This window comes from Roseovarius confluentis, assembly GCF_002917925.1.
GTDB lineage: Bacteria > Pseudomonadota > Alphaproteobacteria > Rhodobacterales > Rhodobacteraceae > Roseovarius > Roseovarius confluentis.
Window position 1 is genome coordinate 794,318 of record NZ_PPFE01000001.1, and the last position, 23,847, is coordinate 818,164.

Consider the following 23,847-nt stretch of genomic DNA (forward strand, 5'->3'; position numbering starts at 1 on the left):
GCATCTGCCGGAGCCGAGGCGCAGCCCGTCGCATTTACGGGTTCCACCCCCGCCCCGCACCATGATATGCCCGGCTGGATGAAAATTGGGGGGAGGCCCAAATGTCCAAGGAAATCCGTCTCGCCTTCGCGCATCCGTCCGAGCGTGCCGACGCCACTGCCCCCGACGGCCCGCTCGACCGGATCTCGGTGCGCGATCACGTGGTCGAGGTCGAGATCGGCGCGTTCCAGGCCGAACGCGGCACGACCCAGCGCGTCGCGTTCAACGTGGTGGTCGAGGTGCGCCCGATGACCGCCTCGATAGACGACGACGTGGACCGCATCCTCAGTTATGACAAGGTGACCGAGGCCATCGCGGCCGAACTGGCCGAGGAGCGACTGAACCTGCTGGAAACCCTGTCCGAACGCATTGCAGAGCGCATCCTGCTAGAACCGCAGGCGGTGCGCACCTTCGTGCGGGTGGAAAAACTGGACCGTGGGCCGGGCGCGCTCGGGGTCGAGATCGTCCGCTCGGTCGAGGACCTCAAGACCAAGCCCGTGGGCCATCACGCCGACATCACACCGCATCCGCATGTGGTGTACCTGTCGAACACCGCGATCGGCTCGCCCAACCTGTCGCGCTGGCTCGACCAGCTTCAGGCGCGGGCCGAGCCGGTGATCCTTTGCGTCGGCCACAACCGCGTCGACAGCCCCAAGACCGGGCACCGCATGTCGCAGCGCCGTGTCGATCTGCTGGCGCTGGAACAGAACGCCTGGGTTCTGGCCGGGCGCGATGACCGTTGCGTGGTGGTGGGCACACGGACGGAACTGGATTGGGCGATGAAGAACGGCCAGATCAGCGTCTGGGCCCCGTCGAAGATCGTGCTCGATGCCGTGGACGGCCCGCGCACCGGGCCGGATGATCCGGTGGGGCTGGCGGCGTGGTTCGCCGGGCACATGGACGCCTCCGACCTGCTCCTGATCGGCGAGGTGCCGCCCAACGACCCACCCGTTCCGACGCTGGTGCAGGATATCGCCCAAAGCGGCTTGTGAGACCCCGTCTCACAAGCCGTCCCGGACCCGATCCGGGACCTCTTGGCCTCTTTGCGCCATCCCGTCCCGGACCTGATCCGGGACCTCCCAGCCGCCTGACACCCCGTCCCGGGCTTGACCCGGGACCTCGCTGACCCGAAGAACACCCGACATGCCCTACTACCGCCCCATCCCCCGCACCGACCACGCCCGCCCCGACACGGCCCGGACCCTGGCGGGGGGCTGGTGCTGGTTCGACACGGTCGAGGAACTGCACCGCGACGCGCCTCCCCGCCTGATCCCGGCGCAGGACGCCCCGCCCGAGGTACTGTCCCGCTTGACCGGCCCCCGGGCGCCCGTCACCGGGCTGGACATGGCGCGCCCCGCCCTGATGGGCATCCTCAATGTCACGCCCGACAGCTTTTCCGACGGCGGCCAGCACAACGCGCCCGACGCGGCGCTGGTCCGGGCCGAGGCGATGACCGCCGCGGGGGCCGAGATCATCGACATCGGCGGCGAATCCACCCGCCCCGGCGCCGCCGAAGTGCCCATGGACGAAGAGATCGACCGCACCGCCCCGGTCATCGCGTCCCTGCGCCAGCGCTCCGGCGTGCCCATCTCCATCGACACCCGCAAGGCCCCCGTCGCCCGCGCCGCGCATCAGGCCGGCGCAAGCCTCGTCAACGACGTGGCGGGCTTCACCTTCGACCCTGCCCTGGCGCCCTTCTGCGCCGAGGCCGGCCTGCCGGTCTGCGTGATGCACGCGCAGGGCACGCCCGACGTGATGCAAAAGGATCCGCGCTATGACAACGTCGCGCTTGACGTATTTGACTGGCTGGAGGAACGCATCACCGCGCTGGAACACGCAGGCATTCCCCGCGACCGGATCATCGCCGACCCCGGCATCGGCTTCGGCAAGACACTGGAGCACAACCTGACGCTGCTGCACAACCTGGCGCTGTTTCACGGGCTGGGCTGCGCGGTGCTGCTGGGGGCCTCCCGCAAGCGCTTCATCGGGACGATCGGCGGCACCGAAGAGGCCCGCCACCGCGCCCCCGGCTCCATCGCCGTGACACTGGCCGGGGTGGCGCAGGGCATCCAGATCCACCGCGTGCATGACGTGGCCGAAACGTCGGAGGCGCTCAAGCTGTGGATGGCCGCCACCGTCGCGCCGGAAAATTAGAAATTTTACGGCCTGATAAAATTCGTACGAATTTTATCAGGCGCCGAACAGCCGCCGCAGCGCCCCCAATTGGCTGAGCGCCACGCCCCCGAGGATCAGCGCGAGGCCAAGGTAGAGGCTGGGCGGCAATGCCTCGAACAGCACCACCGCGCCGAAGATGATCGACCAGATCGGCACCTGGTAGTTCACGAGGCTCAGAAACACCGGCCCGGCGTCACGGATCACCTGCACCAGCAGGATCTGAGCCACGCCCGTCGGCAACAAGCCAAGGTATATGAGCGCCCACAGCACCCGGCCCTGCGGCATCTCTGGCAGGCCCTCGACCGCCAGCGCATAAGGCATGAACACCACCGCCGCGACCGTCAGCACGGCAGCGGCCAGCGACAGCCGGTCCACCTCCGGCGCGAGCCGCGTGAAGATCGACCCGACGGCATAACACCCCGCCGCCGCGACGCAGGCCAACCGCGCCAGCATCTCGAACTCCGCGCCTGTGGACCGCAACGCCTCTGGCCCGATCAGCACCGCCACACCCAATGTGCCCATCACGAAGCCCACCGCGCGGCGCAGATGCATCCGCTCGCCCGGCACCAGGAAATGCGCCAGCGGCAGCACCAAAAGCGGCACTGCCGCCATGCAGACACCCGCAAAACCCGAGGCGACGACCTGCTGCCCCCAACTGAGCAGGAAGAACGGCAAGGCGTTGGAGAAAAGCCCCATCGCCACGATGAACGCCCAAAGCCGCCCGGCCTGAGGCCCGCGACGGCGCGGCAAGCCCCGGCCCGTCGCGCGGCAGAGCACCAGCAGGAACACCGCCCCAAGGGTCAACCGCACCGCCACCACCGTCAGCGGCCCGACGCCTTGCAAAGCCACGCTGACCGCCATGAAGGACGCGCCCCAGATCATGCCCAGCGCGCAGAGCCTGAGCCAGTTCACCGGCGCGACGGCAATCGTCTTTTCCATTCAGATCAACTCTCCGGTCATGTGGGTGCGTGTCAAAGCGTCCCGAGCGCATTGTCGTTCGTCGCGGCCCAGCCACCTCTTGAGACCGAAAGGAGGCGCATCATGGATATAGCCGTCGGCGCCGCGGCCCTGTCGATCATCACCTTGGTGATCGTGCTCATCTTGGCCGCGCGCAACAAGCAAAAGACCGAAGAGCGAAAGAAAGATCCCGACATCCCTCCAAGTTCGCTTGCCAGGAACGGCGAGGCGCACAAGCCGGTCGACTGACACGAACGAAAAGAGCCGGCGCAATTGACCGGCTCTTTCCTTTTTTGGGTGCGGATGGCCTCAGTTTTTCTCTTTGTCGACCATCTTGCCCGCGGAAATCCACGGCATCATGCCGCGCAGCTTCTCGCCCACTTCCTCGATCTGGTGCGCGTCGTTCATGCGGCGGGTGCCCTTGAAGAACGGCTGGCCGACCTTGTTCTCGGTCATGAAGTCGCGCACGAAGGCACCGGTCTGGATGTCGTGCAGGATCGCCTTCATCTCCTTCTTGGTCTGCTCATAAGGCAGAACCCGCGGGCCGCTGACATATTCGCCATACTCGGCCGTGTTCGAGATCGAGTAGTTCATGTTGGCGATGCCGCCTTCGTAGATCAGGTCGACGATCAGCTTCACTTCGTGCAGGCATTCGAAATAGGCCATCTCGGGCGCATAGCCCGCCTCGACCAGCGTCTCGAAGCCCATGCGGATGAGCTCCACCAGGCCACCGCAGAGAACCGCCTGCTCGCCGAAGAGGTCGGTTTCGCATTCCTCGCGGAAGTTGGTCTCGATGATGCCCGAGCGCCCGCCGCCGATGGCCGAGCAATAGGAAAGGCCCAGTTCCAGCGCCTTGCCGGATGCGTCGTTGTGGACCGCCACGAGGCAGGGCACGCCGCCGCCCTTGGTGTATTCACCGCGCACGGTGTGGCCGGGGCCCTTGGGCGCCATCATGATGACGTCGACGCCTTCCTTGGGCTCGATCAGGCCGAAATGCACGTTCAGACCGTGGGCAAAGGCAATCGCCGACCCCTCTTTGAGGTTGTCATGCACGTATTTCTTGTAGGTCTCGGCCTGCAATTCGTCGGGCATGGTGAACATCATCAGGTCGCACCAGGCCGCCGCCTCGGCAATGCCCATGACCTTGAGCCCTTCGCCTTCGGCTTTCTTGGCCGAGGGGCTGCCCTCGCGCAGCGCCACCACGAGGTTCTTGGCACCCGAGTCGCGCAGGTTCAGCGCATGGGCGTGGCCTTGGCTGCCATAACCCAGGATGGCAACTTTCTTGTCCTTGATCAGGTTGATATCGCAATCGCGATCGTAATAGACGCGCATGGTTCTCTCCTTTGTCGTCAGATGACGTGGAAGATGACGAATGTTTCGCAAGAGATCCCGACTTTCTGGGTATGATTTTCCAGATTGATGCGATAATCATTCACTGTTCTTCAAATACTCAAAAATTCCATGCTCCGGACACCTTGGCAAACACATGCAACTCGACGACACAGACCGCCGCATCCTGCGCCAGTACCAGCATGACCCGACGCTCGGCCCCGCCGAGCTGGCGGGGCTCGCAGGCGTGACGCCCGCCACCTGTGCGCGACGGCTGGACCGGATGGCGCAGGCGGGGCTTCTGCGCGGCAATCACGCGGTGATCGACTGGGCCACGCTTGGCTACAGCGTCGAGGTCTCCTTGCGCATCACGCTCGACAAGACCGTGCCCACCGCGTTCGACGAATTCACCGAGGCCGCGCGCGCCATCCCCGAGGTTCTGGAAATCCAGTCCTTCCTGGGCCGGGTGGACACCCGCCTGTCGGTCATCGCCCGCGACATGGCCCATTACCAGGAGATCTATCGCACCGCGATCCTCACCCTGCCCCACATCACCGATATCGAGGCATTGATGCACGTCGCGCAGATCAAGACCGACGAGGTGCTTCCCCTATGATCGAACTGGACACGACCGACCGCCAGATCCTGCGCGCGCTGGTGAAGGACGCCACGCAATCGGCGGGCGCCATCGGCCGTGCCCTGGGCCTCAGCCAGCCCGCCGCGTGGCGCCGCATCAAGCGACTGCGCGACGCGGGCATTCTGAAAACCCAGCGGCTCGACCTCGACAAGGAGGCGCTGGGGTTCGGCGTCACTGTCTTTCTGGGCCTGAAACTGGCCACCAAGGGCCGCGTCAGCCTTGCCGATTTCGAACGCGCGGTGTCTGCCATCCCCGAGGTACAGACGGTCGAGCATATTCTTGGCCTCTACGACTATCGCCTGCGCGTCGTGGCCCGCGACATCTCGGATTTCGAGCGCGTGCTGCGCCGCCGCATCATGACCCTTCCGGGCGTCGGAGACGTCGAGGCGAACGTGCTCCTGAGCGAGGAACGTCGCCCCGGCCCGATCGGCTGATATCACCACGGCTGTATACTGCGGCATGCCTGCATGCCAAAGTATTCTTTAATTACATAGACTTATTCGCCCTCCGCATGACGGGTATGCAGAATCGGCGGCTAGCCGCGCCCCCTGCAACACATCTATGCTGCGTTGCAGAATTAGCGTGCCGACCCGGCATTCCACGAGGTCGGTAACCACCTGCAACCGAACGAGGTACCCCATGAAAACGATCCTGACCGCCGCCGCCCTTGCCCTGACAGCAACCACGGCCATTGCCGATACCGTCACGCTGACACGGGCGAATGCAGGCGTAACCCTGCATGAAACCGATGCCGACATGAGCGTCTACTGGATCGAGGATGGCGACGCCTACGCACTGACCGCCACATATGTCACCGGCGAGGCGCCCGCCGATCCCGCACGCCTGCGGATGCACCTGTCGGATGGCGACACGGTGACCTTCGGTCTGCCCGGCGTGCAGGACCGCGTGTTCACCTTCGCCCGCGACGGCGAAACCGTCTCGGTCCGGTCGGCCCGCGTCAGCGTCGATTACGCCAGCAAGTAAGTCCGGCCTTCGGTCGTGCTCCGCCGCGGCGCCCCGTGCGTCGCGGCGTTCTCATGTGCGGCGTGCTGAAAAACACTTCGGCGTGACGGCATGACGCCCTGTCATCCCGCCGCGCGTCGAGGCATACTGCCGCCAGTTTTCCAAACCAGGACAGGACGCTCATGACCGCTCTTCGCCCCGATATCGACCCCGACGGCCTGCTGGAATATTCCGTCGTCTTCACCGACCGCTCGCTCAACCACATGAGCAAGGCGTTCCAAGGGGTCATGACCGACATCTCGGCCATGCTGAAAGAGGTCTACAACGCCTCTGCCGTGGCCATCGTGCCCGGTGGTGGTACCGTCGCGATGGAGGCCGTCGCGCGCCAGTTCGGCCATGACGCCCATGCGCTGATCGTGCGCAACGGCTGGTTCTCCTATCGCTGGAGCCAGATTTTCGAGGCCGGACAGTTCACCTCGGACACGACCGTCTGCATGGCCCGCCAGACCGGCAACGGGGCACAGGCCCCCTTTGCCCCCGCCCCGATCGAGGAAGTGACGGCGAAGATCCGCGAAGCCAAGCCCGACGCCGTCTTCGCGCCGCACGTGGAAACCAGCGCCGGCATCATCCTGCCCGATGACTACATCACCGCGTTGGCCGAGGCCGCGCATGAGGTGGGCGCCCTGATGGTGCTCGACTGCATCGCCTCGGGCTGCGCCTGGGTCGATATGAAACAGACCGGCGTCGACGTGCTGATCTCCGCCCCGCAAAAGGGCTGGTCGGCCTCGCCCTCCGCTGGTCTGGTGATGATGTCCGACCGGGCACTGGAGCGGCTGGACAAGACCACCTCCAACAGCTTCGCCATCGACCTCAAGAAATGGCACGCGATCATGCAGGCGTATGAGAACGGCGGTCATGCCTATCACGCCACCATGCCCACCGACGCGCTGCGCGGGTTTCGCGATACCATGCAGGAGACGAAGGACTTCGGCTTTGAAAAACTGCGGCAGGCGCAATGGGACCTGGGCAATTCGGTACGTGCCATGCTGGCCGACAACGGCGTGACATCCGTGGCGGCCGAGGGCTACGGCGCGCCGGGCGTGGTGGTCAGCTACACCACCGACCCCGAGGTGCAAAACGGCAAGAAATTCGCCGCCGAGGGCATGCAGATCGCCGCCGGCGTGCCCCTGCAAGTGGGCGAGCCCGACGGGTTCATGACCTTCCGGCTGGGGCTTTTCGGTCTGGACAAGCTGTATGATATCGCGGCCGCGAAGGCCCGGCTGAAAGAGGTGTTCGATAGGGTGCTGTAAGCTTTTTTTGTGATAGACAAGCCAAGTATAGAGGCGAGATGTAAGAATTGCAGCGCCCACTCCGAGTGGACGCTGCGTTGTTTTAGTCTTTGTTGTAGTGCAGCCAAGCCAACCACAGCGTGACTGCGCCTATTAACAATGAAATCAGTTCGATAACCTCTGCACCCATGCTTTCTTCACCTCACTTTTGTAGAGGCAGAAAGAACTGTCCGGTTATCGTGAGAGAACGATTGGCACACTACGGGAGTTTTCCCGCCTCGATAGTTGTCGCCAATGTTCGTTCAAAGTGTCTTGGACCGCAGTCAACAGACACCTCCACCTGCAAAGTTAAGGTGAGGAACGATCCATACTTTGTCAACCGTTGAATATTCCGAAATTTGCGGCGTGGGTTCGTCCTTTAGCACCACGTACTTCTACCGCAGCCGTACATTGCTAACCGCGCCGAGCCCCCGGCGCAGGCACATCCAGATCACCCAGCCGCTGGCCAACAGCCACAGCCCGCCCCACATCCACGTGGTGCCGCCGAACTCCTCGGCCAGCATCCGCGCGTCGGAATGCAGCCAGCCGCGCGCGATGGTATCGATGTAGATGTCCAACGGCACATAGATCATGGAGGCCAGCCCGATCACCCGCAGGATCAGATCGTTCACGTCTCGGGGCAGGTATTTCGCCACCAGCAGCAGCACGATTCCCGTCATCACGCCAAAGACCAGGGCGAAGGGCGCGCGCACATACAGAATTGTCACAGCCAGCAGCGTCATGCCAAGCAGGCCCAGCACAGTCCGGTCCGCCTTTGTTCGCACAGCGACCATGAACAGTCCGACCCCGATTATGAGCGATCCGAGGTACCCCGCGCTCAGACTCCAAAACCGGCTGCCCCCGCGCGAGGTCACCGACCCGCCCTGCATCGGGTCGAGCGTCAGGTCCAGAACTTCGCCGCCGGTCAGAAGCACGGCCAGCACGTGGCCCAGCTCATGCAGAAACACCACCAGCAGTTTCAGCGGGATCACCACGGGGGTCCGCCACAATAGGGCAATCGCAGCAACGAGCAGCAGCAATTGCCAATGGCCGCGCAGAAACGCCTGCATTCTCAGCCCCTTGCGCCGAGACCAAGCTGCATCAGCGTCTTGCGCACCGGGGCCAGCCCGTAAAGCGCGTTCAACGCCTGCATCCGCGCGTCGCGCAGCACCGGCGCGCTGACCATGGACGCGCGGTTCAGCATGTCGATGCCCGTCACCCGCGCCATCACTTCCAGATGGCGGCGCTTGTGATAAGTTTCCAGCATCTCGCGGTCGCCCAGTTGCTCGGGATGTGCGGTGGCCAGATCCAGCAGCACGTGCAGGTCACCAAGCGACATGTTCAGACCCTGCGCCCCTATAGGTGGCACCACATGCGCGGCCTCGGCCACCAGCGCAATGCGTTCGCCAGCCATGCGCTCGGCCACCTGGGATATGATCGGCCAGACCGTCCGGCGCGAGGCCAGCGTCAGCGGCCCGAAAAGGTGGCAGGACCGCGTGCTCATCTCCACCTCGAATTGCGCCACGTCCAGGCCGGCCAGCCGCTGCGCCTCGGGACCTTCCTCCATCCACACCACGGCGGACGAGGGCCGCCCCTCGTAATCCGGCAGCGGGACCAGCGTGAAGGGGCCGCCGCTGCGGTGGATCTCTGTCGAGACGTTGTCATGCGGGATCGGATGGGTCACCGCGAAGGCCAGCGCCTTTTGGCCGTAGCGCGTTGTTTTCACGGGAATACCGGCAGCCTCCCGCATGGGCGAGCCGCGCCCGTCGGCGGCCAGGACCAGCCGGGCACGCGCCCTGGTGCCGTCACTCAGGCCCACCCGCGCCTCGGCCTCGCGGGTAAAGAGGGTTTCCGCCGCCACGCCGGAACGAAACTCCACGGTGTCGAGGCTGTCCAACTGCGCCACCATCTCGCGCCGCAAGAGCCAGTTGGGCAGGTTCCAGCCAAAGGGCTTTTCCGAAATGTCGCCCGCATCGAAATCCTTGACGACGCGCGGCTCCGCCACGTCGCCGCCCGCGTCAACGATGCGCATCACCTGCAAAGGCGCCGCCTCGGCGTCCAGCCGGTCCCATATCCCCGCCTCCGCCAGAAGCGCTTGCGCCGGTTGCAGAATCGCGGTGGTGCGCAGGTCCGATCCTTCGGCATCGCGCTCGGTCACCGGCGGGGCCGGATCAACGCACAGCACGCGGAACCCGGCGCCCCCGAACAGGGCCGCCGCCGACAGCCCGGCCACGCCGCCGCCGGATACGATGATGTCGAAATCGAATGGGCGCATGTTTCCTGCCTCCTTCGCGTTCAACATAGGCCGCGCGTGACGCGGTCACCAGCGGCATCGGAACGCAGCGCCAGATAAATGATTAATCGATCACGGTCAGTGCCTTGCATGGCGTACCCGACTCGACACATGAAGTCCTCCGCCTAGACCAGCCGCGACAGAAATCCTGACAGATCGTCGGTATGGTGATGCACGTGATCGGCTTCGACCACCTCGGGGCCTACCAGCACGGTCCGCATCCCCATCGCATGTGGCGCCGCAAGGTTGCGCACGTCATCCTCGAACATCGCCGCCCGTGCCGTGACGACGCCATCGGTGGCAAAGACCCGGTCGAACGCCGCCCGGTCCGGCTTGGGATGGAACCCGGCATGTTCCACGCCGTAGATCGCGTCGAAAAGACCCTCCAGCCCCCGCGCCTCGACCACGCGCTGCGCATAAGGGGCCGAGCCGTTCGTATAGACGATCTTGCGCCCCGGCAGTGCACGGATATGCGCGGCCAGCTCCACGTCCGCTTCCAGTACGTCGAAGGAAATGTCGTGCACGTCCGTCAGGTACGGCCCCGGGTCCACGTCATGCTCTCGCATCAGCCCGGCCAGCGTCGTGCCGTGCCGCCGCCAGTAGTCCAGCCGCAGCCGGTCGGCCTCGGCCCGGTCCACACCCAGCGCGTCCATCACGAACTGCGTCATCCGCACTTCGATCTGGTCGAACAGGCGCATCTCGGGCGGATACAGCGTGTTGTCGAGGTCAAAGACCCAGGTCTCCACATGCGCGAAGAATTCTTTCGCCATCGTTTCCATCCGCTCTTTATTGTCGCAGGGCCCTGCAAGGCTTGCACCCCGCGCCCTGCCCCGCATACTCTCATCCATCGAAACCAGATAACAAAAGAGAGTGCGATGACCATAGCCGCGCCGCAGAAAGATGCCTACCACCTGATCCTCGAGGCGATCGACACCGGTGATTACAAGCCCGGCGACCGCCTGGTGGAAAGCGACCTGGCAGAGCGGTTCGGGGTGTCGCGCACGCCGATCCGCGAGGCGCTGCAACGGCTGGAAACCCAGAGCCTGCTGACCCGCGACGGCCGCAGCCTGATCGTGTCGTCACTGGATCACAACCAGCTGGCAGAGCTTTATGTCGTGCGCGCCGAGTTGGAGGGGCTGGCCGCCAACCTTGCCGCCCGTCATGCCGCGCCGGAAGAAGTGCGCGTGCTGCGCGACATGGTCACTGACGATCACGCCCTGATTGACGATCCCAAGGCGATGGCCCGCGCCAACCGGCGCTTTCACAAGCAGATCCACCTGTCCTCGCACAACCGCTTCCTGGTGCAGCAGCTGGACCTGGTACATCGCTCCATGGCACTGATGGCGACCACGTCTCTGGCCGCCCTTGGCCGCCCCGAGGATGCGCTGGCCGAGCATGACGCCATCGTCACCGCTATCGAGAACGGCGACGCCGAGGCCGCGGGCGAGGCATTGCGCGCCCATATTTCCAAGGCGTTCGTGACCCGGTTGAAACTGGATTCAGGGGAACTGGGCACGCTGATCTAGGGGCGATTTCACGGCCGGCGGCGGCGCCACGTCCAGCGACAGGCCATGCGTGGTCTTGTCCCAGAAGAACGGCTTCAGAACCAACTCGTAAAGCGCCTTGTAAGCAGCGATCGCCCCCAGCGGCTGATAGAAATGCATCGTCGGCACCCAGACCATCAGGTGACGATGCTTTAGGCCCATGACCGAGCTGAGATAGATCGTCAGGTTCAACGCCTCGATCACAACGAAAAGCCCGGCGCAAACGGCCATCACGGCACGCGGCAGCACCGGGTCCAACGGGTGCGGAAGGCCGAAGAACACGAGCCAGCAGGACCACAGCAGCGGCGCCAGCATCACCTGGCTGACCGCGGTCACGAAATGCGCTTGAAAGCCCCAGAATTTCCATGCCCCCAACTGCCGATAGAGCAGCCCGGGGCGCCGCATGTGCACCAGGTAGGTCGTCATGTAGCCCTTCAGCCAGCGCGAGCGTTGCTTGACCCAGGCCCAGGGCCGGCAATTCGCCTCTTCCTCGGTGACGGTGGCGACCATCTCGGTCCGGAACCCGTGGCGGGCCAGACGAAAGCCAAGGTCGGCATCCTCGGTCACGTTATGCGCGTCCCAGCCGCCCAGCGCCTCCAGCGCGTCGCGCCGGAAATAAAGCGTCGTGCCGCCCAGCGGGATGGCAAAGCCCAGCCGCGCCATGCCGGGCAGGATCGTGCGGAACCAGGTGGCGTATTCGATGGTGAAACACCGCGCCAGCCAGTTCTGACGCGGATTGTAGTAGTCCAGGACCCCCTGCAGGCACGCCACCTCGGGCGGGGCCTGCTGGAAGTGCCGCGCCACACGGGTGATCTGGTCGGCTTCGGGCGCATCCTCGGCGTCGAAAATCCCGATGATGTCACCCTCGCAGAAATCCAGCGCATAGTTCATCGCCCGCGGCTTGGTGCGCGGCTGTCCGTCGGGCACCACCACCACGCGGATCCAGCTGGGCAGGTCGATCTGCGCCAGCGTCGCGCGGGTCATGGCGTCTTCCTCTTCCAGAACCAGCACCACGTCGAGCAGGCACTTTGGATAGGTCAGCTGCGTCAGCCGCGCCACCAGCGCATGCGCCACCTCGGTTTCGCGGAACAGCGGCACCAGGACCGATACCCTTGGCAACGGCGTCTTGTCGTCGGCCGGCGGCACAACCGGCGCGACCGGCCCCTCGGACATACGCGCCACGAAGGCCAGCAGCTTGAACACCCCGGACACGGCCAGCGTGACGACCGCCCAGCCCATCATCAGCGCCAGCATCGCCCTCGGGAAAACCAGTGTCAGCGCGACCAGTCCGATCACCGCCATCGTCACCAGCGCCAGTCGCCGCGCATGGCCCTGCGCCCAGCTGCGACAGCTTTCGATGACCGGCACGCGGGCCTGGGCCGCCCGTGTCAGGATGTCGTCGAAATGATCCGCCACGTGGGACTGAACCACCTCGCGCGGGGCGATCAGAACGCGGGCCTGCCGCAGGTCTTCCGGAAGGTGCGCGCGCGCAAGGGCCAACGCCTCGGGCTCGCCGGTCACGATGGCGGGCTGGCCATCGCGGTCTGTCACCGGGAAGACTGCATGACGCAAAAGGACCTGGGGGGCGGCGTCCACAGCAATGGGCGGCAGTGCCGCGAGTTCATCCGCGGCGACCTGGCGCGAGCGGAAGCGGCGGACATGCGCATCCAGAAGATCGCCTTTCGTCACCAGCCCCTCGGCGACAAGGATCCGCCCCATATCCGCATCGCAATGCCGGCGTACCTGGCGTGCAAGCATCGCGTCCCGCGCGGCAAGCGTTCCGCGGCGCACCAGGTCGGTTTCCACCGCCCCGGCCTCCATATCGGCTGTGTCCTCGGACAAGCCGAGCTGGCGCAGTTCCGAAATCCCCATATCCGTCTGCCCTTCTGCGTGACGGAAAAAGGGCTACCAACAGAAGGTTAACACAACGTAAAAAAGGGGTTAACGCGGCGGACGCGCCCTAGCGGTCCATCGACGCCGCGAACCGCTCGAACAGGTAAAAGCTGTCCTGCGGGCCGGGGCTGGCCTCGGGGTGATGCTGCACCGAGAAAACCGGGCGGTCGGCCATGCGGATGCCGCAGTTCGATCCGTCGAACAGCGATACATGCGATTGCACCACGCCCTCTGGCAGGGTCTGGCTGTCCACGGCGAACCCGTGGTTCATCGACGTGATTTCGACCTTGCCGGTCGTAAGGTCCTTGACGGGATGGTTCGCGCCGTGATGGCCGTGGTTCATCTTGATCGTCCGCGCGCCCAGCGCGAGGCCCAGCATCTGGTGACCGAGGCAGATACCGAACATGGGCAGGTTCTTTTCCAGAACGCCGCGGATCATCGGCACGGCATATTCGCCCGTTGCCGCCGGGTCGCCGGGGCCGTTCGACAGGAACACGCCATCGGGGCTTTGCGCCAGCACGTCCTCGGCGGTGGCCGTCGCGGGCATCACCGTCACCTCGCAGCCCGCGCTGGCCAGGCAGCGCAGGATGTTGCGCTTGGCGCCGTAATCAATCGCCACGACCTTGTGCCGGGCTTGCGTCTGGCGCGGGAAACCGTCGGGCCAGGCCCAGCGCATCTCATCCCAGCGATAGCTTTGCGCACAGGTCACCTGCCGGGCCAGGTCCATGCCTTCGAGCCCGGCAAAGGCCCGCGCCTTGGCGACCAGCGCTTCGGTGTCGAACTGGCCGTCCGCGCGGTGTGCGAGCGCCACGTGCGGCGCGCCCTGCTGGCGGATGGCCCGCGTCAGACGGCGGGTATCGACGCCGCCGATGGCCACCCGGCCCCGCCGCGCCAGCCACTCGCCCAAGCGCTCGGTCGAGCGCCAGTTCGAGGGCTCCGTCGGGTCCCATTTCACGACCATGCCCTCGGCCACTGGATCGGCGGTCTCGTCATCGTCGGGGTTCACGCCCACGTTGCCGATATGCGGAAAGGTGAAGGTCACCACCTGCCCGGCATAGCTGGGGTCGGTCATGATCTCCTGATAGCCGGTCATCGCGGTATTGAAGCACAGCTCGGCCGCGACCTCGCCTTCGGCCCCGAACCCGCGCCCGTAGAACAGCGATCCATCGGCCAGGGCAAGACAGGCGGTCGGACGGGCATCGGGCGCGTGCGTCATCGGGGATTCTCCATCGGGCAAATTGCGCGGAACCTATGGTCACCCGCGCGCGCGGTCAAGGCCGCGTTTCGCGCCGCAACGTCATTCGCGCAGGTCAACAAAACAAGGGCCGGGCTGGGTGTCACAGCTTATTGCACGGCGTTTCGCTTTCCAGTAGTGTGGCACGCTTACGGGATGACAAGAGGATACCCTGACATGGGATTGCGCGAGCGCGTGAACGACGCCCTGAAACAGGCCATGAAAGACAAGGACAGCACGCGGCTCGGCACGCTGCGGCTGATCAATGCCGCGATCAAGGATCAGGACATCGCCCGCCGTGGCACCGACAATGACACCGGCTGTTCCGATGGCGATATCCTCGCCATCCTGGGCAAGATGACCAAGCAGCGGCAGGAAAGCGTCCGCGCCTACGAGGAAGGCGGACGTCTCGACCTCGCGCAGGAAGAGCAGCGCGAGATCGAGGTGATCGAGGAATTCCTTCCCCGCCAACTGGACGAGGCGGAAGTCACCAAGGCCATCGACTCCGCCATCGACAAGACCGGCGCCAGCTCGATCCGAGACATGGGCAAGGTGATGGGCCACCTCAAGGAAAACTATACCGGCCAGATGGATTTCGGCGCGGTGGGCCCGCGGGTCAAGGACCGGCTCTGCGCCTGAGACGCGGCGCGCGCCGGCGGTTCTAGTCCGCCGGCGCGCCGGTCAGCCTATCGCGCGGGATGCGAAACGTGTAGGTCAGGCCCGTGCTGTCGGTCGCCGTGGCAATCTCGCCGCGCAATTGCCCCTCGATGCACAGTTTCACCAGTTTCGAGCCGAACCCGGTGCCCGAAGCGGTGCGCGCCACGTGGCCCGGCCCCGCCTCGCGCCACGTCAGCTCAACCGTGTCGTCGCCGTCGGTCCAGGTGATCTCCAGCTCGCGGCCCGGCCCGCTCAGCGCCCCGTATTTGACCGCGTTGGTCGACAGCTCGTGGATCGCCAGCGCCAGGTAGATCGACGCGGTCGAGCCCACCGGCAGGTCCGGTCCCTCGATCCGGATCTCATGACCGCCCGCCCCGGTGTAGGGCGTCATCAGGGTCGATATATGGGCATGCAGGCTGGTGTCGTTGCCCGCATCCTCGGTCACGGTCGCCAGCGGCTGGATCAGGCCATGGGTCGCGGCCAGCGCCTGCACCCGGCCATTCAGTTGCGCCGCGAACTCCTCGGTCGTCAGGTCCTCGGCCCGCGTCATCCGGACCAGCGCGTTGACCACCGAATAGATGTTGCGGATGCGGTGATTCAACTCGTCGATCAACAATTCCCGTTCGGACATGTGCTTGCGCAGCGCGATTTCGGTCTCGAGGAACGCGGCAATGTCCTTCAGGGCGCGCTCATCCTGCTCTGACCACTCATGCGGCGACGAGTCGATGGCGCAGAGCGAGCCGATCACCTGCCCTCGCCGCCCCTGCACCGGCACGCCCAGATAGGCGACCACGTTCAGGTCCGGCACCGCAAGGTTCCGGGACAACAGGTCGTGCTCGCGGGCATCCACTACGCTCATCGCCGCGTTGCCGGTCACCACGTACTGGCAAAAGGAATGCGACAGCGGCGTCTCTCGCATCGGTCCTGTGTCGGGCGCGAAGCCGCTCAGCGCCTTGAAGAACTGTCGCGTGTCGTCGACCAGAGAGAACAGCGCCGTCGGCGCCCCGGTCAGGCTGCGCGCCAGCCGGACGGCACGGTCGAACGCCTCTTCTTCGGGGCTGTCCAGCAACGCGGTTTCTTGCAAGGCCCGCAAACGTTCCGGGTGTCGCAGAACGCCGGAGTGATGCTCGGGCGCGGCCTCGGGAAAGGACCCTGGCCGCGACCGGCCGTCAGTTTCATAATCGTTACGTGTCATCGGTCCAATTTCTAATTACAAGGCCGCATCGATGCCGCGTTTGTCGTCCCGCGTAAAGGCAGGATGCCGCACTTTGTGCGGACCGTTGCAGAAGAACCGCGCGCCCTACCCGGCCATGCGCTGCAACGTGTCGTCGCGCCGGATCATCCGGTGCCAGACAACGGCCATTGCAATGTGACCGACCACCAGCAGCGCCAGGATCCAGCCCATCTCGCCGTGCCATTCGGCGGGCGCCTGCATCCATGCGACCTCTACCTCGCGCGGCGCCACGAACGTGATCCCCAGATAGCTCAGCCCGCGGTCGCTGCCCGCCGCCGCCAGAAGGCGGACCGCCGGCACGATCACCATCAGCGCATAGATCGCCAGGTGCCCCGCCACCGCCGCGCGGCCGACGACCCCGTCATGCGCAGGCGGTCGGCGCGGAATATTCGCCAGGCCCCAGGCCCCGCGCAGCAGCACCAGCAGGAACAGCGTCGCGCCCAGCGTCCCGTGATAGCTCCAAAGGACGTCACGCACGGCGTTCTCCTTTGGCAACGCCCAATGCGCCGCCGCCGACAGGAACTGCGCCGCGAAAAGCGCCGCCATGCCCCAGTGCAAAATGCGGCTGACGGTGCCGTAGTGGCCGGGAGTATCTCTCAGGGGCACGATTCATTCTCCTTTTTGGCAGGGACTCGCGTGTCTTACGTGACATGCGCGCATCTCCGTCGCGCACCGTCAACTTTTCTGCGCGTCAAGGGAGGTCAAAGCCGCGCCACCGTGCGATCTGGCCTCGGCGGACCGGACCCGCCGCGCCCGTCAGCCTGCGCCCACCGGGTCTGGCAGAGCAATACGCTTCAGCGCATCGGCGATCTCGCCATACAGCACCTTGCGCTCGTCCTCGCTCAGGAACGCGCCGATTTCCACCTGCCGCCCCTTGCCCTTCAGGGTCACGTAATGCGGCACCGGCCCGCCGGTGGGGTGCATCTCGACCTTCGCCCAGTAGCTTTCGCAATCCCATTCCTGCACCGGACCGCGGGCGTTTGTGCGCACCAAGTGCACGGCCTCGCGGTCGATCGTCAGTTCCTCGTTCATCTGCGCGTCCTTGTAGGACCGCTCCAGCGCCGCCCAGACGCCCCAGACCGCCAGCAACAGGAAGGGCAGCAACCCCCACAGCGTGACCGTCCCGATCAGCGGATAAAGCGGCAGGGTCAGCATCCCGCAGGTGATCACGATGAACAGCACGAAGCCCCGGCGCGGCAGCGACCGATGCGGCCAGAGCCGCAGCTCGCACACCTCGTCTTCACCGTTCCGCGTCTGGTTCCACTGATAGGGCATGACCGGATCTTAGCGCACCCCGCGCGCGAAGGAAGCGCGACATTTCTGCGCGTAAGACCTCAGACCTCCAGCCAGATCGTCACTGGCCCATCGTTGACCAGGCCCACCTGCATGTCGGCACCGAACCGCCCCGTCTCGACCGGCACGCCTTGACCCGCCAGCGCTTCGGCAAAGCGTTCGTAAAGGCGCCGCCCCTCCTCGGGTGCCGCCGCCTGGGAAAAACCCGGCCGGGTCCCGCGCGACGTGTCGGCGGCGAGCGTGAACTGGCTGACCACCAGCGCGCCGCCGCCCATATCACGCACCGAGCGGTTCATCTTGCCCGCCTCGTCCTTGAAGATCCGCAGCTTGGCCACCTTGGCCGCCAGCGCATCGGCCTGCGCGTCGCCATCGCCCTGCATCGCGCAGACCAGAATCAGCAGACCGGGCCCGATGGCCCCGATCACCGCGCCCTCCACCCGCACCTCGGCCTCGCTCACCCGCTGTATCAATGCCCGCATGTCAGTGTCCTTGCTTGCCAGTTTCACGGCACATGCTACCAATTCGCCATGGAACGCAAATCCTTCGTCCCGCGCGGCGCGGCCAGTTTGCGGGTCGAGTATGACGGCCCGCCGCAGGACTATCATTTCCTGTTGCTGCCCCGGCTGACGCTCTTGGCCTTCACCTCGGCGATCGAGCCACTGCGCGTCACCAACCAGGTGGCGGGACAGGAGCTTTATCGTTGGTATATCAGCACGGTAGATGGCGAAGCTGTATCGTGTTCCTGCGGCGTGACCATCACCCCCGACAGCCAGTCCCAAGACCTGTCGCGCAGCGACAAGGCCTTCGTCTGCGCCGGGATCTCCCCGCTGGAAACGGCACTGCCGCGGGCCGTCACATGGGTCAACCGGCAATGGGCGCACGGTATCCAGGTGGGCGGCATCTGCACCGGCGCCTTCGCACTGGCCCGCGCCGGGCGGCTCAAGGACCGCCGCTTTACCCTGCACTGGGAAAACCAGCCAGCCTTCCGCGAGACGTTTCCGGGCCTGGAGCCCACCGGCCATCTTTACGAGGAGGATGCCGGGCTTTTCACATGCGGCGGCGGCTCTGCCGCGACCGACATGATGCTGGAAATCATCGAGCGCGATCACGGACCGGCCTTGGCCGCCATCGTCGCCGACATGTGCCTGCACCGCCGCGCCGGCAATCGCAGCGCGCCCCAGCGCCCTGCCTATGCCGCCGCGCTCGGCAGTCACAACCCACAGCTCATTGCGGCGACCGACCTGATGGCCGCCCATATCGAGGACCCGCTGGACATCTCCGAGGTCGCCGCCGAAGTGGGCCTCTCCCGTCGCCAGCTTGAGCGGCATTTCACCCGCTACCTCGCCGCCACACCGGCGCAATATTACCTCGACCTGCGCATCGCCCGCGCCCACGCGCTATTGAACGAAACCCGGCTCAGCATCGGCCAGATCGCCGCCGCGACCGGATTCGCCAGCGCCTCGCAACTGGCCGGTCGCTTCCGCAAACGCTATGGCACCACGCCACAGGCCTATCGTCGCGGAGCCACATCAAATTGACCGCACAACACTCTGTTTTTCAAATATAAATTGCTACCTCACCGACGCTTCCGCTGAACCTTCGGCCGTCCCTTCGCTGGCTTTTCCTTGCCCGGTGTCTCGTCCATACCCAACTGGTCGCGCAGCACCCGCGGACGAATCTCCTCGACCTCGCCCGCCTTCAACTGTCCCAATTGGAACGGGCCATAAGAGACCCGGATCAGCCGGTTCACCTGGCAGCCCACCGCCTCCATCGCACGGCGAATCTCGCGGTTCTTGCCTTCGCGGATTCCCACCGTGGCCCAGGCATTGGCCCCCTTCTGCCGATCCAGCACAACCGACATCGGCTGAAACACCTCGCCATCCAGCGTCAGCCCCTTGCGCAACGGCTCGAACGTGGCGTCTTCGGGCCGCCCTTTCACGCGCACACGGTACTTGCGCACCCACCCGGTCGAGGGCAGCTCCAGCTTGCGCTTGACGCCGCCGTCATTGGTCAAGAGCAACAACCCTTCCGAGTTCAGGTCAAGCCGGCCCACACTAAGAACGCGCGGCAAGTCCTCAGGAAGCTTGTCGAAAATCGTCTCTCGACCCTGTTCATCCTTGGTCGTCGTTACCAGCCCCGCGGGCTTGTGATACAGCCATAGCCGCGGCGGTTCGGGCGCACCCAGCGCGCGCCCGTCCACCTCGATCCGGTCGGCGCCTGTCACGTTCAGCGCCGCGCGGTCGATCACGTCACCGTTCACGCGCACCCGGCCCGCCTCGATCATGCGCTCCGCTTCACGACGGCTGGCCACACCGGCGCGGGCGATCACCTTGGCGATCCTGTCGCCCGGGGGCGTGTTCTGGGTGGGTTTGCGAGTCATGGCACGGCCTTACCCCATCCTTGCCCCTTGCGAAAGCACCGCCCGCACGGCAATCAGGGGCATGACGTTCAAAAGCCATATGGACACGGCCCTCGCCGAGGCCCGCGCCGCCCGGGACCGCGGCGAGGTGCCCGTGGGCGCGGTTGTGTCCGACCCGGCAGGACGGATCGTGGCGCAGGCCGGCAACCGAACGCGCGAACTGAGCGACCCCACCGCGCACGCCGAGATCCTCGCCCTGCGCACCGCCTGTGCCGCCGTCGGCAGCGAACGCCTGCCCGGTCACAGCCTGACTGTCACGCTGGAGCCCTGCGCGATGTGCGCCACCGCCATCGCGAATGCCCGCATCGCGCGGCTCTACTACGGCGCCGCCGACCCCAAGTCCGGTGGCGTGGCCCACGGCGCCCGGATTTTCACCCATGCGCAAACGCACCACGCGCCGGATATCTACGACGGGATCAACGCCACCGAGGCGGAAGCCCTGCTGAAGGACTTCTTCAAATCCCTGCGTGAAGTTTAAAGCGCAACGCACTCTTTTTCTTTCCAGAAATACTCACATAACAACGCCGACGCCCGAACCCCGCTTGAAGGCCCGGGCACCAAAAGCTTTCTCAAAGCTTTTGGCAAAACTTTTCAAAAAAGTTTTGCCCCGCTCAGATCTCGATCGCCGTCATCACCTCCGGCTCGATCACGTCGACCCCGGGCAGGCCGTCTTTCAACGACTCCGCCGACTGCTCCAGAAGCGGGAAAGTCTTGTAGTGACACGGGATCACCGTCTTGAAATCGAAGAACGTCTTCGCCGCATAGGCCGCCCGCTTCATGTCCATGGTGAAATGACCGCCGGCGCACAGGATGCCGATATCGGGGTGATGCAGGTCGTTGAACACGCCCATATCGGCCATCACGTCCGTATCGCCCGAGACATAGATCACATGCCCCTCGCCCTCGATCATGAACCCGCATTCGGTGCCGGGCACATGCGGACCGTTCTCGCCGCCAAAGCTCGAGGAATGCGTCGCGTGCACCATCGTCACGGCCACGTCGCCAAGATGCACCGTGCCGCCCTTGTTGAAGCCGACCACGTCCAGCCCTGCGCTTTCTTCCCACCAGCCCATCAGGTCGAACTGCCCCACCACCGGCACCGACAATTGCTTCGCCAGGTCCGGCAGGTCAGCGGCATGGTCGAAATGCGCGTGGGTCAGCAGGATATGCGTCGCCCCCTTGGTGGCGGCGTCATGGTGCGCCTCGTCCAGCATCGGGTTGCCCGTCAGCCACGGGTCGATCAGCAGCACCTGATCGGCGATCTCGATGCGGAAACTTGCATGTCCAAGCCAGATGATTTTCATGACGCTCTCCTTATGTCATTCCAACGAGGAAGTTAGCAGAGAGGCCACCGATTTCCACATGGACTGGACCCGCGCCATCGACGCCTATTGCGAACGCACCGACCCCGGTTTCTGGGCCGAGCCGGTGAACGCGCTCACCAATGCCGCCTTCCTGGTCGCGGCGCTGGTCATGGCCCACCGCCTGCGCGGCACCGAGCTTGCGCTGGCCCGCCTGCTCACCATCCTCCTGGCACTTATCGGCATCGGCTCGTTCCTCTTTCACACCTATGCCCAGTCCTGGGCCGCGATGCTCGACGTCCTGCCGATCATGGTCTTCGCACTGACCTATCTCTATGCCGCGACCCGGTATTATCTCGGCCTCTCCGTTCTGGCCTCCGCCACCACCATCCCGGCCTTTCTCGGGGTCACGGCGCTGGCCATGCCGCTCCTGTCGCAGCTTCCGCTCTATGGCCCCTCGGCGTCCTACCTCACCCTGCCTCTGGTCATACTCCTCTACGCCTGGCTCCTGCGCGCCGACGCCGCCCTGTCGCGGGGCCTCGCCCTCGGCGCAGGCCTGTTGCTGCTGTCGCTCACCTTCCGCAGCCTCGACGCGCCCTTGTGCAACAGCCTCACCCTCGGCACCCATTTCGGCTGGCACATCCTCAACGCGCTCATGCTGGGCTGGATGATCGAGCTCTACCGCCGCCACGCCCTTGCACCCCACCCGCACGGGCGCTAAACGCGGATGCGATAACGCACACGGAGATGCCCCCATGTCCATCGACACCGCGACCGCCGCCAAGGTGGCCAAGCTGGCCCGCATCCGGGTCGAGGAAGACGACCTCCCCGCGCTGGCCAACGAGTTCAACACGATCCTCGGCTTCATCGACCAGCTGAACGAGGTCGATGTCGAGGGCGTCGAGCCCATGGTCTCGGTCACGCCCATGCGCCTCAAGCGCCGCGAGGACGTTGTGACCGACGGCGGCCAGCAGGACAAGGTGCTGTCCAACGCCCCCGACGCCCGCGAGGGCTTTTTCGCCGTGCCGAAAGTGGTGGAATAATGACCGATCTCAATGCAATGACCATCGCCGACGCCCGCAATAACCTCCGCGCGGGCGAGATCACCTCCGAGGAACTGACCGAGGCCTGCCTGACGGCCATCGAAGGCGCGGGCGCGCTTGGCGCCTTCGTGCATCACACGCCCGAGATCGCGCGCGAACAGGCCAAGGCCGCCGACACGCGCCTGCAAGCCGGCGACGCGCCCTCAATGTGCGGCATCCCGCTGGGCATCAAGGATCTCTTCTGCACAAAGGGCGTGCCGAGCCAGGCCGCCAGCGGCATCCTCAACGGGTTCAAGCCGGAATACGAATCCACAGTCAGCCAGAATCTCTTCGACGCGGGCGCGGTCATGCTGGGCAAGCTCAACATGGACGAGTTCGCCATGGGCTCGTCGAACGAGACCAGCGTTTACGGCAACGCCATCAACCCGTGGCGGCGCGGCAATGACGAAATGGCGCTGACGCCCGGCGGCTCCTCGGGCGGCTCGGCCTCCGCCGTCTCCGCGGACCTCTGCCTTGGCGCCACCGGCACCGACACCGGCGGCTCGATCCGGCAACCGGCGGCCTTCACCGGCATCACTGGCATCAAGCCCACCTACGGGCGCTGCTCGCGCTGGGGCATCGTCGCCTTCGCCTCGTCGCTCGACCAGGCCGGCCCGATGACCAAGTCCGTGCGCGACGCGGCGATCATGCTGGAAGCCATGTGCAGCCACGACCCCAAGGACAGCACCAGCGCCGACATCCCCGTGCCGGATTTCGAGGCCATGCTGACCGGCGACGTCCGCGGCAAGAAGATCGGTATCCCCAAGGAATACCACATGGACGGCATGCCCGAGGAGATCGAGACGCACTGGACCCAAGGCAAGGAAATGCTGGCCGATGCCGGAGCCGAGATCGTCGATATCTCGCTGCCCCACACCAAGTACGCCCTGCCCACCTATTACGTCATCGCGCCCGCCGAGGCCTCCTCGAACCTCGCCCGCTATGACGGCGTGCGCTACGGCCACCGCGCCAAGCTGGCGCAGGGCGACGGCATCACCGAGATGTACGAGAAAACTCGCGCCGAAGGCTTCGGTGACGAGGTGAAACGCCGGGTCATGGTCGGCACCTACGTGCTGTCGGCGGGCTTTTACGACGCCTATTACAACCGTGCCCGCAAGGTACGTGCCCTCATCAAGAAGGATTTCGAGGATGTCTTCGACCAAGGCATCGACGCCATCCTGACCCCGGCAACGCCCTCGGCGGCGTTCGAGCTGGGCCGCAAGTCCGACGACCCGGTCGAGATGTATCTCAACGACGTCTTCACCGTCACCGTGAACCTCGCCGGCCTGCCCGGCATCGCGGTGCCCACGGGCCTCAACCGCAACGGCCTTCCCTTGGGCCTGCAATTGATCGGGCGGCCCTGGGAAGAGGGCGATCTGCTCAACACCGCCTATGCGCTCGAGGCGGCGGCGGGCTTTGTGGCCAAACCCGGCAAATGGTGGTAAGTTGTCGCAAAACAAATCGGCAGG

27 protein-coding genes are annotated in these 23,847 nt (G+C 65.4%); 14 read left to right on the forward strand and 13 right to left on the reverse strand.

Going from position 1 to position 23,847, the window contains the following annotated elements; translation table 11 throughout:
• Positions 1-101 precede the first annotated feature (101 nt).
• Entirely contained in the window at positions 102-1,031 is a 930-nt protein-coding gene (locus C2I35_RS03895; RefSeq protein WP_103761670.1) for a dihydroneopterin aldolase, read from the forward strand.
• A 151-nt stretch (positions 1,032-1,182) separates the two neighbouring features.
• A complete protein-coding gene (gene folP / locus C2I35_RS03900; protein WP_103761671.1) occupies positions 1,183-2,193 on the forward strand; it encodes a dihydropteroate synthase in 1,011 nt (336 codons plus the stop codon).
• Positions 2,194-2,229: 36 nt separating this feature from the next.
• Here the strand turns inward: folP and C2I35_RS03905 are convergent, their stop codons facing one another.
• Positions 2,230-3,153, reverse strand: coding sequence for a DMT family transporter (locus C2I35_RS03905; RefSeq protein WP_103761672.1), 924 nt, complete (start codon positions 3,151-3,153; stop codon positions 2,230-2,232).
• A gap of 102 nt (positions 3,154-3,255) precedes the next feature.
• On the opposite strand from C2I35_RS03905, the gene C2I35_RS22070 reads away from it, so the two are divergent.
• Positions 3,256-3,420, forward strand: a complete 165-nt coding sequence (locus C2I35_RS22070; RefSeq protein WP_170067107.1) for a hypothetical protein — start codon at positions 3,256-3,258, stop codon at positions 3,418-3,420.
• A 60-nt stretch (positions 3,421-3,480) separates the two neighbouring features.
• On the opposite strand, the gene ilvC is transcribed toward C2I35_RS22070, so the two are convergent.
• Positions 3,481-4,503, reverse strand: a complete 1,023-nt coding sequence (gene ilvC, locus C2I35_RS03910) for a ketol-acid reductoisomerase (RefSeq protein ID WP_103761673.1) — start codon at positions 4,501-4,503, stop codon at positions 3,481-3,483.
• A gap of 154 nt (positions 4,504-4,657) precedes the next feature.
• Between ilvC and C2I35_RS03915 the strand changes: the two genes are divergently transcribed.
• The 4 genes from C2I35_RS03915 to C2I35_RS03930 all read left to right on the forward strand — a co-directional run bounded on the left by C2I35_RS03915 (position 4,658) and on the right by C2I35_RS03930 (position 7,410).
• Positions 4,658-5,116 (forward strand): Lrp/AsnC family transcriptional regulator, encoded by a 459-nt coding sequence (locus tag C2I35_RS03915; RefSeq protein ID WP_103761674.1) that lies wholly within the window; start codon positions 4,658-4,660, stop codon positions 5,114-5,116.
• Entirely contained in the window at positions 5,113-5,571 is a 459-nt protein-coding gene (locus C2I35_RS03920; protein WP_103761675.1) for an Lrp/AsnC family transcriptional regulator, read from the forward strand. The genes C2I35_RS03915 and C2I35_RS03920 overlap by 4 nt, the downstream gene beginning before the upstream one ends.
• Before the next feature lie 205 nt (positions 5,572-5,776).
• The gene (locus tag C2I35_RS03925) at positions 5,777-6,121 is read left to right on the forward strand and encodes a hypothetical protein (RefSeq protein WP_103761676.1); all 345 of its coding nucleotides are present in this window, start codon (positions 5,777-5,779) and stop codon (positions 6,119-6,121) included.
• A gap of 161 nt (positions 6,122-6,282) precedes the next feature.
• Positions 6,283-7,410, forward strand: coding sequence for an aminotransferase class V-fold PLP-dependent enzyme (locus C2I35_RS03930; RefSeq protein ID WP_103761677.1), 1,128 nt, complete (start codon positions 6,283-6,285; stop codon positions 7,408-7,410).
• A gap of 413 nt (positions 7,411-7,823) precedes the next feature.
• Here the strand turns inward: C2I35_RS03930 and C2I35_RS03935 are convergent, their stop codons facing one another.
• The 3 genes from C2I35_RS03935 to C2I35_RS03945 form a co-directional block, all read right to left on the reverse strand.
• A complete protein-coding gene (locus C2I35_RS03935) occupies positions 7,824-8,498 on the reverse strand; it encodes a M50 family metallopeptidase (protein ID WP_103761678.1) in 675 nt (224 codons plus the stop codon).
• A gap of 2 nt (positions 8,499-8,500) precedes the next feature.
• The gene (locus C2I35_RS03940; RefSeq protein ID WP_103761904.1) at positions 8,501-9,703 is read right to left on the reverse strand and encodes a UbiH/UbiF family hydroxylase; all 1,203 of its coding nucleotides are present in this window, start codon (positions 9,701-9,703) and stop codon (positions 8,501-8,503) included.
• A gap of 143 nt (positions 9,704-9,846) precedes the next feature.
• Positions 9,847-10,491, reverse strand: a complete 645-nt coding sequence (locus tag C2I35_RS03945) for a pyrimidine 5'-nucleotidase (RefSeq protein WP_103761905.1) — start codon at positions 10,489-10,491, stop codon at positions 9,847-9,849.
• 105 nt (positions 10,492-10,596) lie between these two features.
• Here C2I35_RS03945 and C2I35_RS03950 point away from each other — a divergent pair, with 105 nt between their 5' ends.
• Positions 10,597-11,247 carry a GntR family transcriptional regulator gene (locus tag C2I35_RS03950; RefSeq protein ID WP_103761679.1) on the forward strand — a complete coding sequence of 217 codons (651 nt, stop codon included), beginning with the start codon at positions 10,597-10,599 and terminating at the stop codon, positions 11,245-11,247.
• Here the strand turns inward: C2I35_RS03950 and C2I35_RS03955 are convergent.
• Both C2I35_RS03955 and carA read right to left on the reverse strand, forming a co-directional pair.
• A complete protein-coding gene (locus C2I35_RS03955) occupies positions 11,221-13,137 on the reverse strand; it encodes a glycosyltransferase (RefSeq protein WP_103761680.1) in 1,917 nt (638 codons plus the stop codon). The genes C2I35_RS03950 and C2I35_RS03955 overlap by 27 nt on opposite strands.
• Before the next feature lie 88 nt (positions 13,138-13,225).
• Positions 13,226-14,374: a glutamine-hydrolyzing carbamoyl-phosphate synthase small subunit gene (gene carA, locus C2I35_RS03960; RefSeq protein ID WP_103761681.1), complete on the reverse strand. Its 1,149-nt coding sequence runs from the start codon at positions 14,372-14,374 to the stop codon at positions 13,226-13,228.
• 195 nt (positions 14,375-14,569) lie between these two features.
• Here carA and C2I35_RS03965 point away from each other — a divergent pair, with 195 nt between their 5' ends.
• Positions 14,570-15,031 (forward strand): GatB/YqeY domain-containing protein, encoded by a 462-nt coding sequence (locus C2I35_RS03965; protein WP_103761682.1) that lies wholly within the window; start codon positions 14,570-14,572, stop codon positions 15,029-15,031.
• A gap of 22 nt (positions 15,032-15,053) precedes the next feature.
• On the opposite strand, the gene C2I35_RS03970 is transcribed toward C2I35_RS03965, so the two are convergent.
• The 4 genes from C2I35_RS03970 to dtd form a co-directional block, all read right to left on the reverse strand.
• Complete coding sequence (locus C2I35_RS03970) at positions 15,054-16,244, reverse strand: sensor histidine kinase (RefSeq protein WP_103761683.1); 1,191 nt, start codon at positions 16,242-16,244, stop codon at positions 15,054-15,056.
• A gap of 105 nt (positions 16,245-16,349) precedes the next feature.
• A complete protein-coding gene (locus C2I35_RS03975) occupies positions 16,350-16,889 on the reverse strand; it encodes a cytochrome b (RefSeq protein WP_245890382.1) in 540 nt (179 codons plus the stop codon).
• A 150-nt stretch (positions 16,890-17,039) separates the two neighbouring features.
• Entirely contained in the window at positions 17,040-17,558 is a 519-nt protein-coding gene (locus C2I35_RS03980) for a DUF2244 domain-containing protein (protein ID WP_103761685.1), read from the reverse strand.
• 59 nt (positions 17,559-17,617) lie between these two features.
• Positions 17,618-18,055 carry a D-aminoacyl-tRNA deacylase gene (gene dtd / locus C2I35_RS03985; RefSeq protein ID WP_103761906.1) on the reverse strand — a complete coding sequence of 146 codons (438 nt, stop codon included), beginning with the start codon at positions 18,053-18,055 and terminating at the stop codon, positions 17,618-17,620.
• Positions 18,056-18,103: 48 nt separating this feature from the next.
• Between dtd and C2I35_RS03990 the strand changes: the two genes are divergently transcribed.
• Positions 18,104-19,114, forward strand: a complete 1,011-nt coding sequence (locus C2I35_RS03990) for a GlxA family transcriptional regulator (protein ID WP_103761686.1) — start codon at positions 18,104-18,106, stop codon at positions 19,112-19,114.
• A 38-nt stretch (positions 19,115-19,152) separates the two neighbouring features.
• Here C2I35_RS03990 and C2I35_RS03995 read toward each other — a convergent pair whose 3' ends face one another.
• Positions 19,153-19,956, reverse strand: a complete 804-nt coding sequence (locus tag C2I35_RS03995; protein ID WP_103761687.1) for a pseudouridine synthase — start codon at positions 19,954-19,956, stop codon at positions 19,153-19,155.
• A gap of 61 nt (positions 19,957-20,017) precedes the next feature.
• Here C2I35_RS03995 and C2I35_RS04000 point away from each other — a divergent pair, with 61 nt between their 5' ends.
• Complete coding sequence (locus C2I35_RS04000) at positions 20,018-20,473, forward strand: nucleoside deaminase (protein ID WP_103761688.1); 456 nt, start codon at positions 20,018-20,020, stop codon at positions 20,471-20,473.
• A 133-nt stretch (positions 20,474-20,606) separates the two neighbouring features.
• On the opposite strand, the gene C2I35_RS04005 is transcribed toward C2I35_RS04000, so the two are convergent.
• Positions 20,607-21,299, reverse strand: a complete 693-nt coding sequence (locus C2I35_RS04005; protein WP_103761689.1) for a metal-dependent hydrolase — start codon at positions 21,297-21,299, stop codon at positions 20,607-20,609.
• Positions 21,300-21,357: 58 nt separating this feature from the next.
• On the opposite strand from C2I35_RS04005, the gene C2I35_RS04010 reads away from it, so the two are divergent.
• From C2I35_RS04010 to gatA, 3 genes are read left to right on the forward strand one after another with little or no spacing between them, the layout of a single operon-like run.
• Positions 21,358-22,017, forward strand: coding sequence for a ceramidase domain-containing protein (locus C2I35_RS04010; protein ID WP_103761690.1), 660 nt, complete (start codon positions 21,358-21,360; stop codon positions 22,015-22,017).
• Between the two features lie 34 nt (positions 22,018-22,051).
• A complete protein-coding gene (gene gatC / locus C2I35_RS04015) occupies positions 22,052-22,339 on the forward strand; it encodes an Asp-tRNA(Asn)/Glu-tRNA(Gln) amidotransferase subunit GatC (RefSeq protein WP_103761691.1) in 288 nt (95 codons plus the stop codon).
• Positions 22,339-23,823, forward strand: coding sequence for an Asp-tRNA(Asn)/Glu-tRNA(Gln) amidotransferase subunit GatA (gene gatA, locus C2I35_RS04020; protein ID WP_103761692.1), 1,485 nt, complete (start codon positions 22,339-22,341; stop codon positions 23,821-23,823). The genes gatC and gatA overlap by 1 nt, the downstream gene beginning before the upstream one ends.
• Positions 23,824-23,847 lie beyond the last annotated feature (24 nt).

Excerpts from the sequence above, each read along its gene's own strand:
- C2I35_RS22070 (WP_170067107.1), top strand. The coding sequence starts at position 3,256 with ATGGATATAGCCGTCGGCGCCGCGGCCCTGTCGATCATCACCTTGGTG.
- C2I35_RS03980 (WP_103761685.1), bottom strand. The coding sequence starts at position 17,558 with ATGCCCTATCAGTGGAACCAGACGCGGAACGGTGAAGACGAGGTGTGC.
- carA (WP_103761681.1), bottom strand. The coding sequence starts at position 14,374 with ATGACGCACGCGCCCGATGCCCGTCCGACCGCCTGTCTTGCCCTGGCC.
- C2I35_RS03940 (WP_103761904.1), bottom strand. The coding sequence starts at position 9,703 with ATGCGCCCATTCGATTTCGACATCATCGTATCCGGCGGCGGCGTGGCC.
- ilvC (WP_103761673.1), bottom strand. The coding sequence starts at position 4,503 with ATGCGCGTCTATTACGATCGCGATTGCGATATCAACCTGATCAAGGAC.
- C2I35_RS03925 (WP_103761676.1), top strand. The coding sequence starts at position 5,777 with ATGAAAACGATCCTGACCGCCGCCGCCCTTGCCCTGACAGCAACCACG.
- C2I35_RS03895 (WP_103761670.1), top strand. The coding sequence starts at position 102 with ATGTCCAAGGAAATCCGTCTCGCCTTCGCGCATCCGTCCGAGCGTGCC.
- C2I35_RS03950 (WP_103761679.1), top strand. The coding sequence starts at position 10,597 with ATGACCATAGCCGCGCCGCAGAAAGATGCCTACCACCTGATCCTCGAG.
- C2I35_RS03915 (WP_103761674.1), top strand. The coding sequence starts at position 4,658 with ATGCAACTCGACGACACAGACCGCCGCATCCTGCGCCAGTACCAGCAT.
- C2I35_RS03945 (WP_103761905.1), bottom strand. The coding sequence starts at position 10,491 with ATGGCGAAAGAATTCTTCGCGCATGTGGAGACCTGGGTCTTTGACCTC.
- C2I35_RS03970 (WP_103761683.1), bottom strand. The coding sequence starts at position 16,244 with ATGACACGTAACGATTATGAAACTGACGGCCGGTCGCGGCCAGGGTCC.
- gatC (WP_103761691.1), top strand. The coding sequence starts at position 22,052 with ATGTCCATCGACACCGCGACCGCCGCCAAGGTGGCCAAGCTGGCCCGC.
- gatA (WP_103761692.1), top strand. The coding sequence starts at position 22,339 with ATGACCGATCTCAATGCAATGACCATCGCCGACGCCCGCAATAACCTC.
- C2I35_RS03965 (WP_103761682.1), top strand. The coding sequence starts at position 14,570 with ATGGGATTGCGCGAGCGCGTGAACGACGCCCTGAAACAGGCCATGAAA.
- C2I35_RS04010 (WP_103761690.1), top strand. The coding sequence starts at position 21,358 with ATGGACTGGACCCGCGCCATCGACGCCTATTGCGAACGCACCGACCCC.
- C2I35_RS03905 (WP_103761672.1), bottom strand. The coding sequence starts at position 3,153 with ATGGAAAAGACGATTGCCGTCGCGCCGGTGAACTGGCTCAGGCTCTGC.
- C2I35_RS03935 (WP_103761678.1), bottom strand. The coding sequence starts at position 8,498 with ATGCAGGCGTTTCTGCGCGGCCATTGGCAATTGCTGCTGCTCGTTGCT.
- folP (WP_103761671.1), top strand. The coding sequence starts at position 1,183 with ATGCCCTACTACCGCCCCATCCCCCGCACCGACCACGCCCGCCCCGAC.
- C2I35_RS03990 (WP_103761686.1), top strand. The coding sequence starts at position 18,104 with ATGGAACGCAAATCCTTCGTCCCGCGCGGCGCGGCCAGTTTGCGGGTC.
- C2I35_RS03930 (WP_103761677.1), top strand. The coding sequence starts at position 6,283 with ATGACCGCTCTTCGCCCCGATATCGACCCCGACGGCCTGCTGGAATAT.
- dtd (WP_103761906.1), bottom strand. The coding sequence starts at position 18,055 with ATGCGGGCATTGATACAGCGGGTGAGCGAGGCCGAGGTGCGGGTGGAG.
- C2I35_RS04000 (WP_103761688.1), top strand. The coding sequence starts at position 20,018 with ATGACGTTCAAAAGCCATATGGACACGGCCCTCGCCGAGGCCCGCGCC.
- C2I35_RS03995 (WP_103761687.1), bottom strand. The coding sequence starts at position 19,956 with ATGACTCGCAAACCCACCCAGAACACGCCCCCGGGCGACAGGATCGCC.
- C2I35_RS03920 (WP_103761675.1), top strand. The coding sequence starts at position 5,113 with ATGATCGAACTGGACACGACCGACCGCCAGATCCTGCGCGCGCTGGTG.
- C2I35_RS03955 (WP_103761680.1), bottom strand. The coding sequence starts at position 13,137 with ATGGGGATTTCGGAACTGCGCCAGCTCGGCTTGTCCGAGGACACAGCC.
- C2I35_RS04005 (WP_103761689.1), bottom strand. The coding sequence starts at position 21,299 with ATGAAAATCATCTGGCTTGGACATGCAAGTTTCCGCATCGAGATCGCC.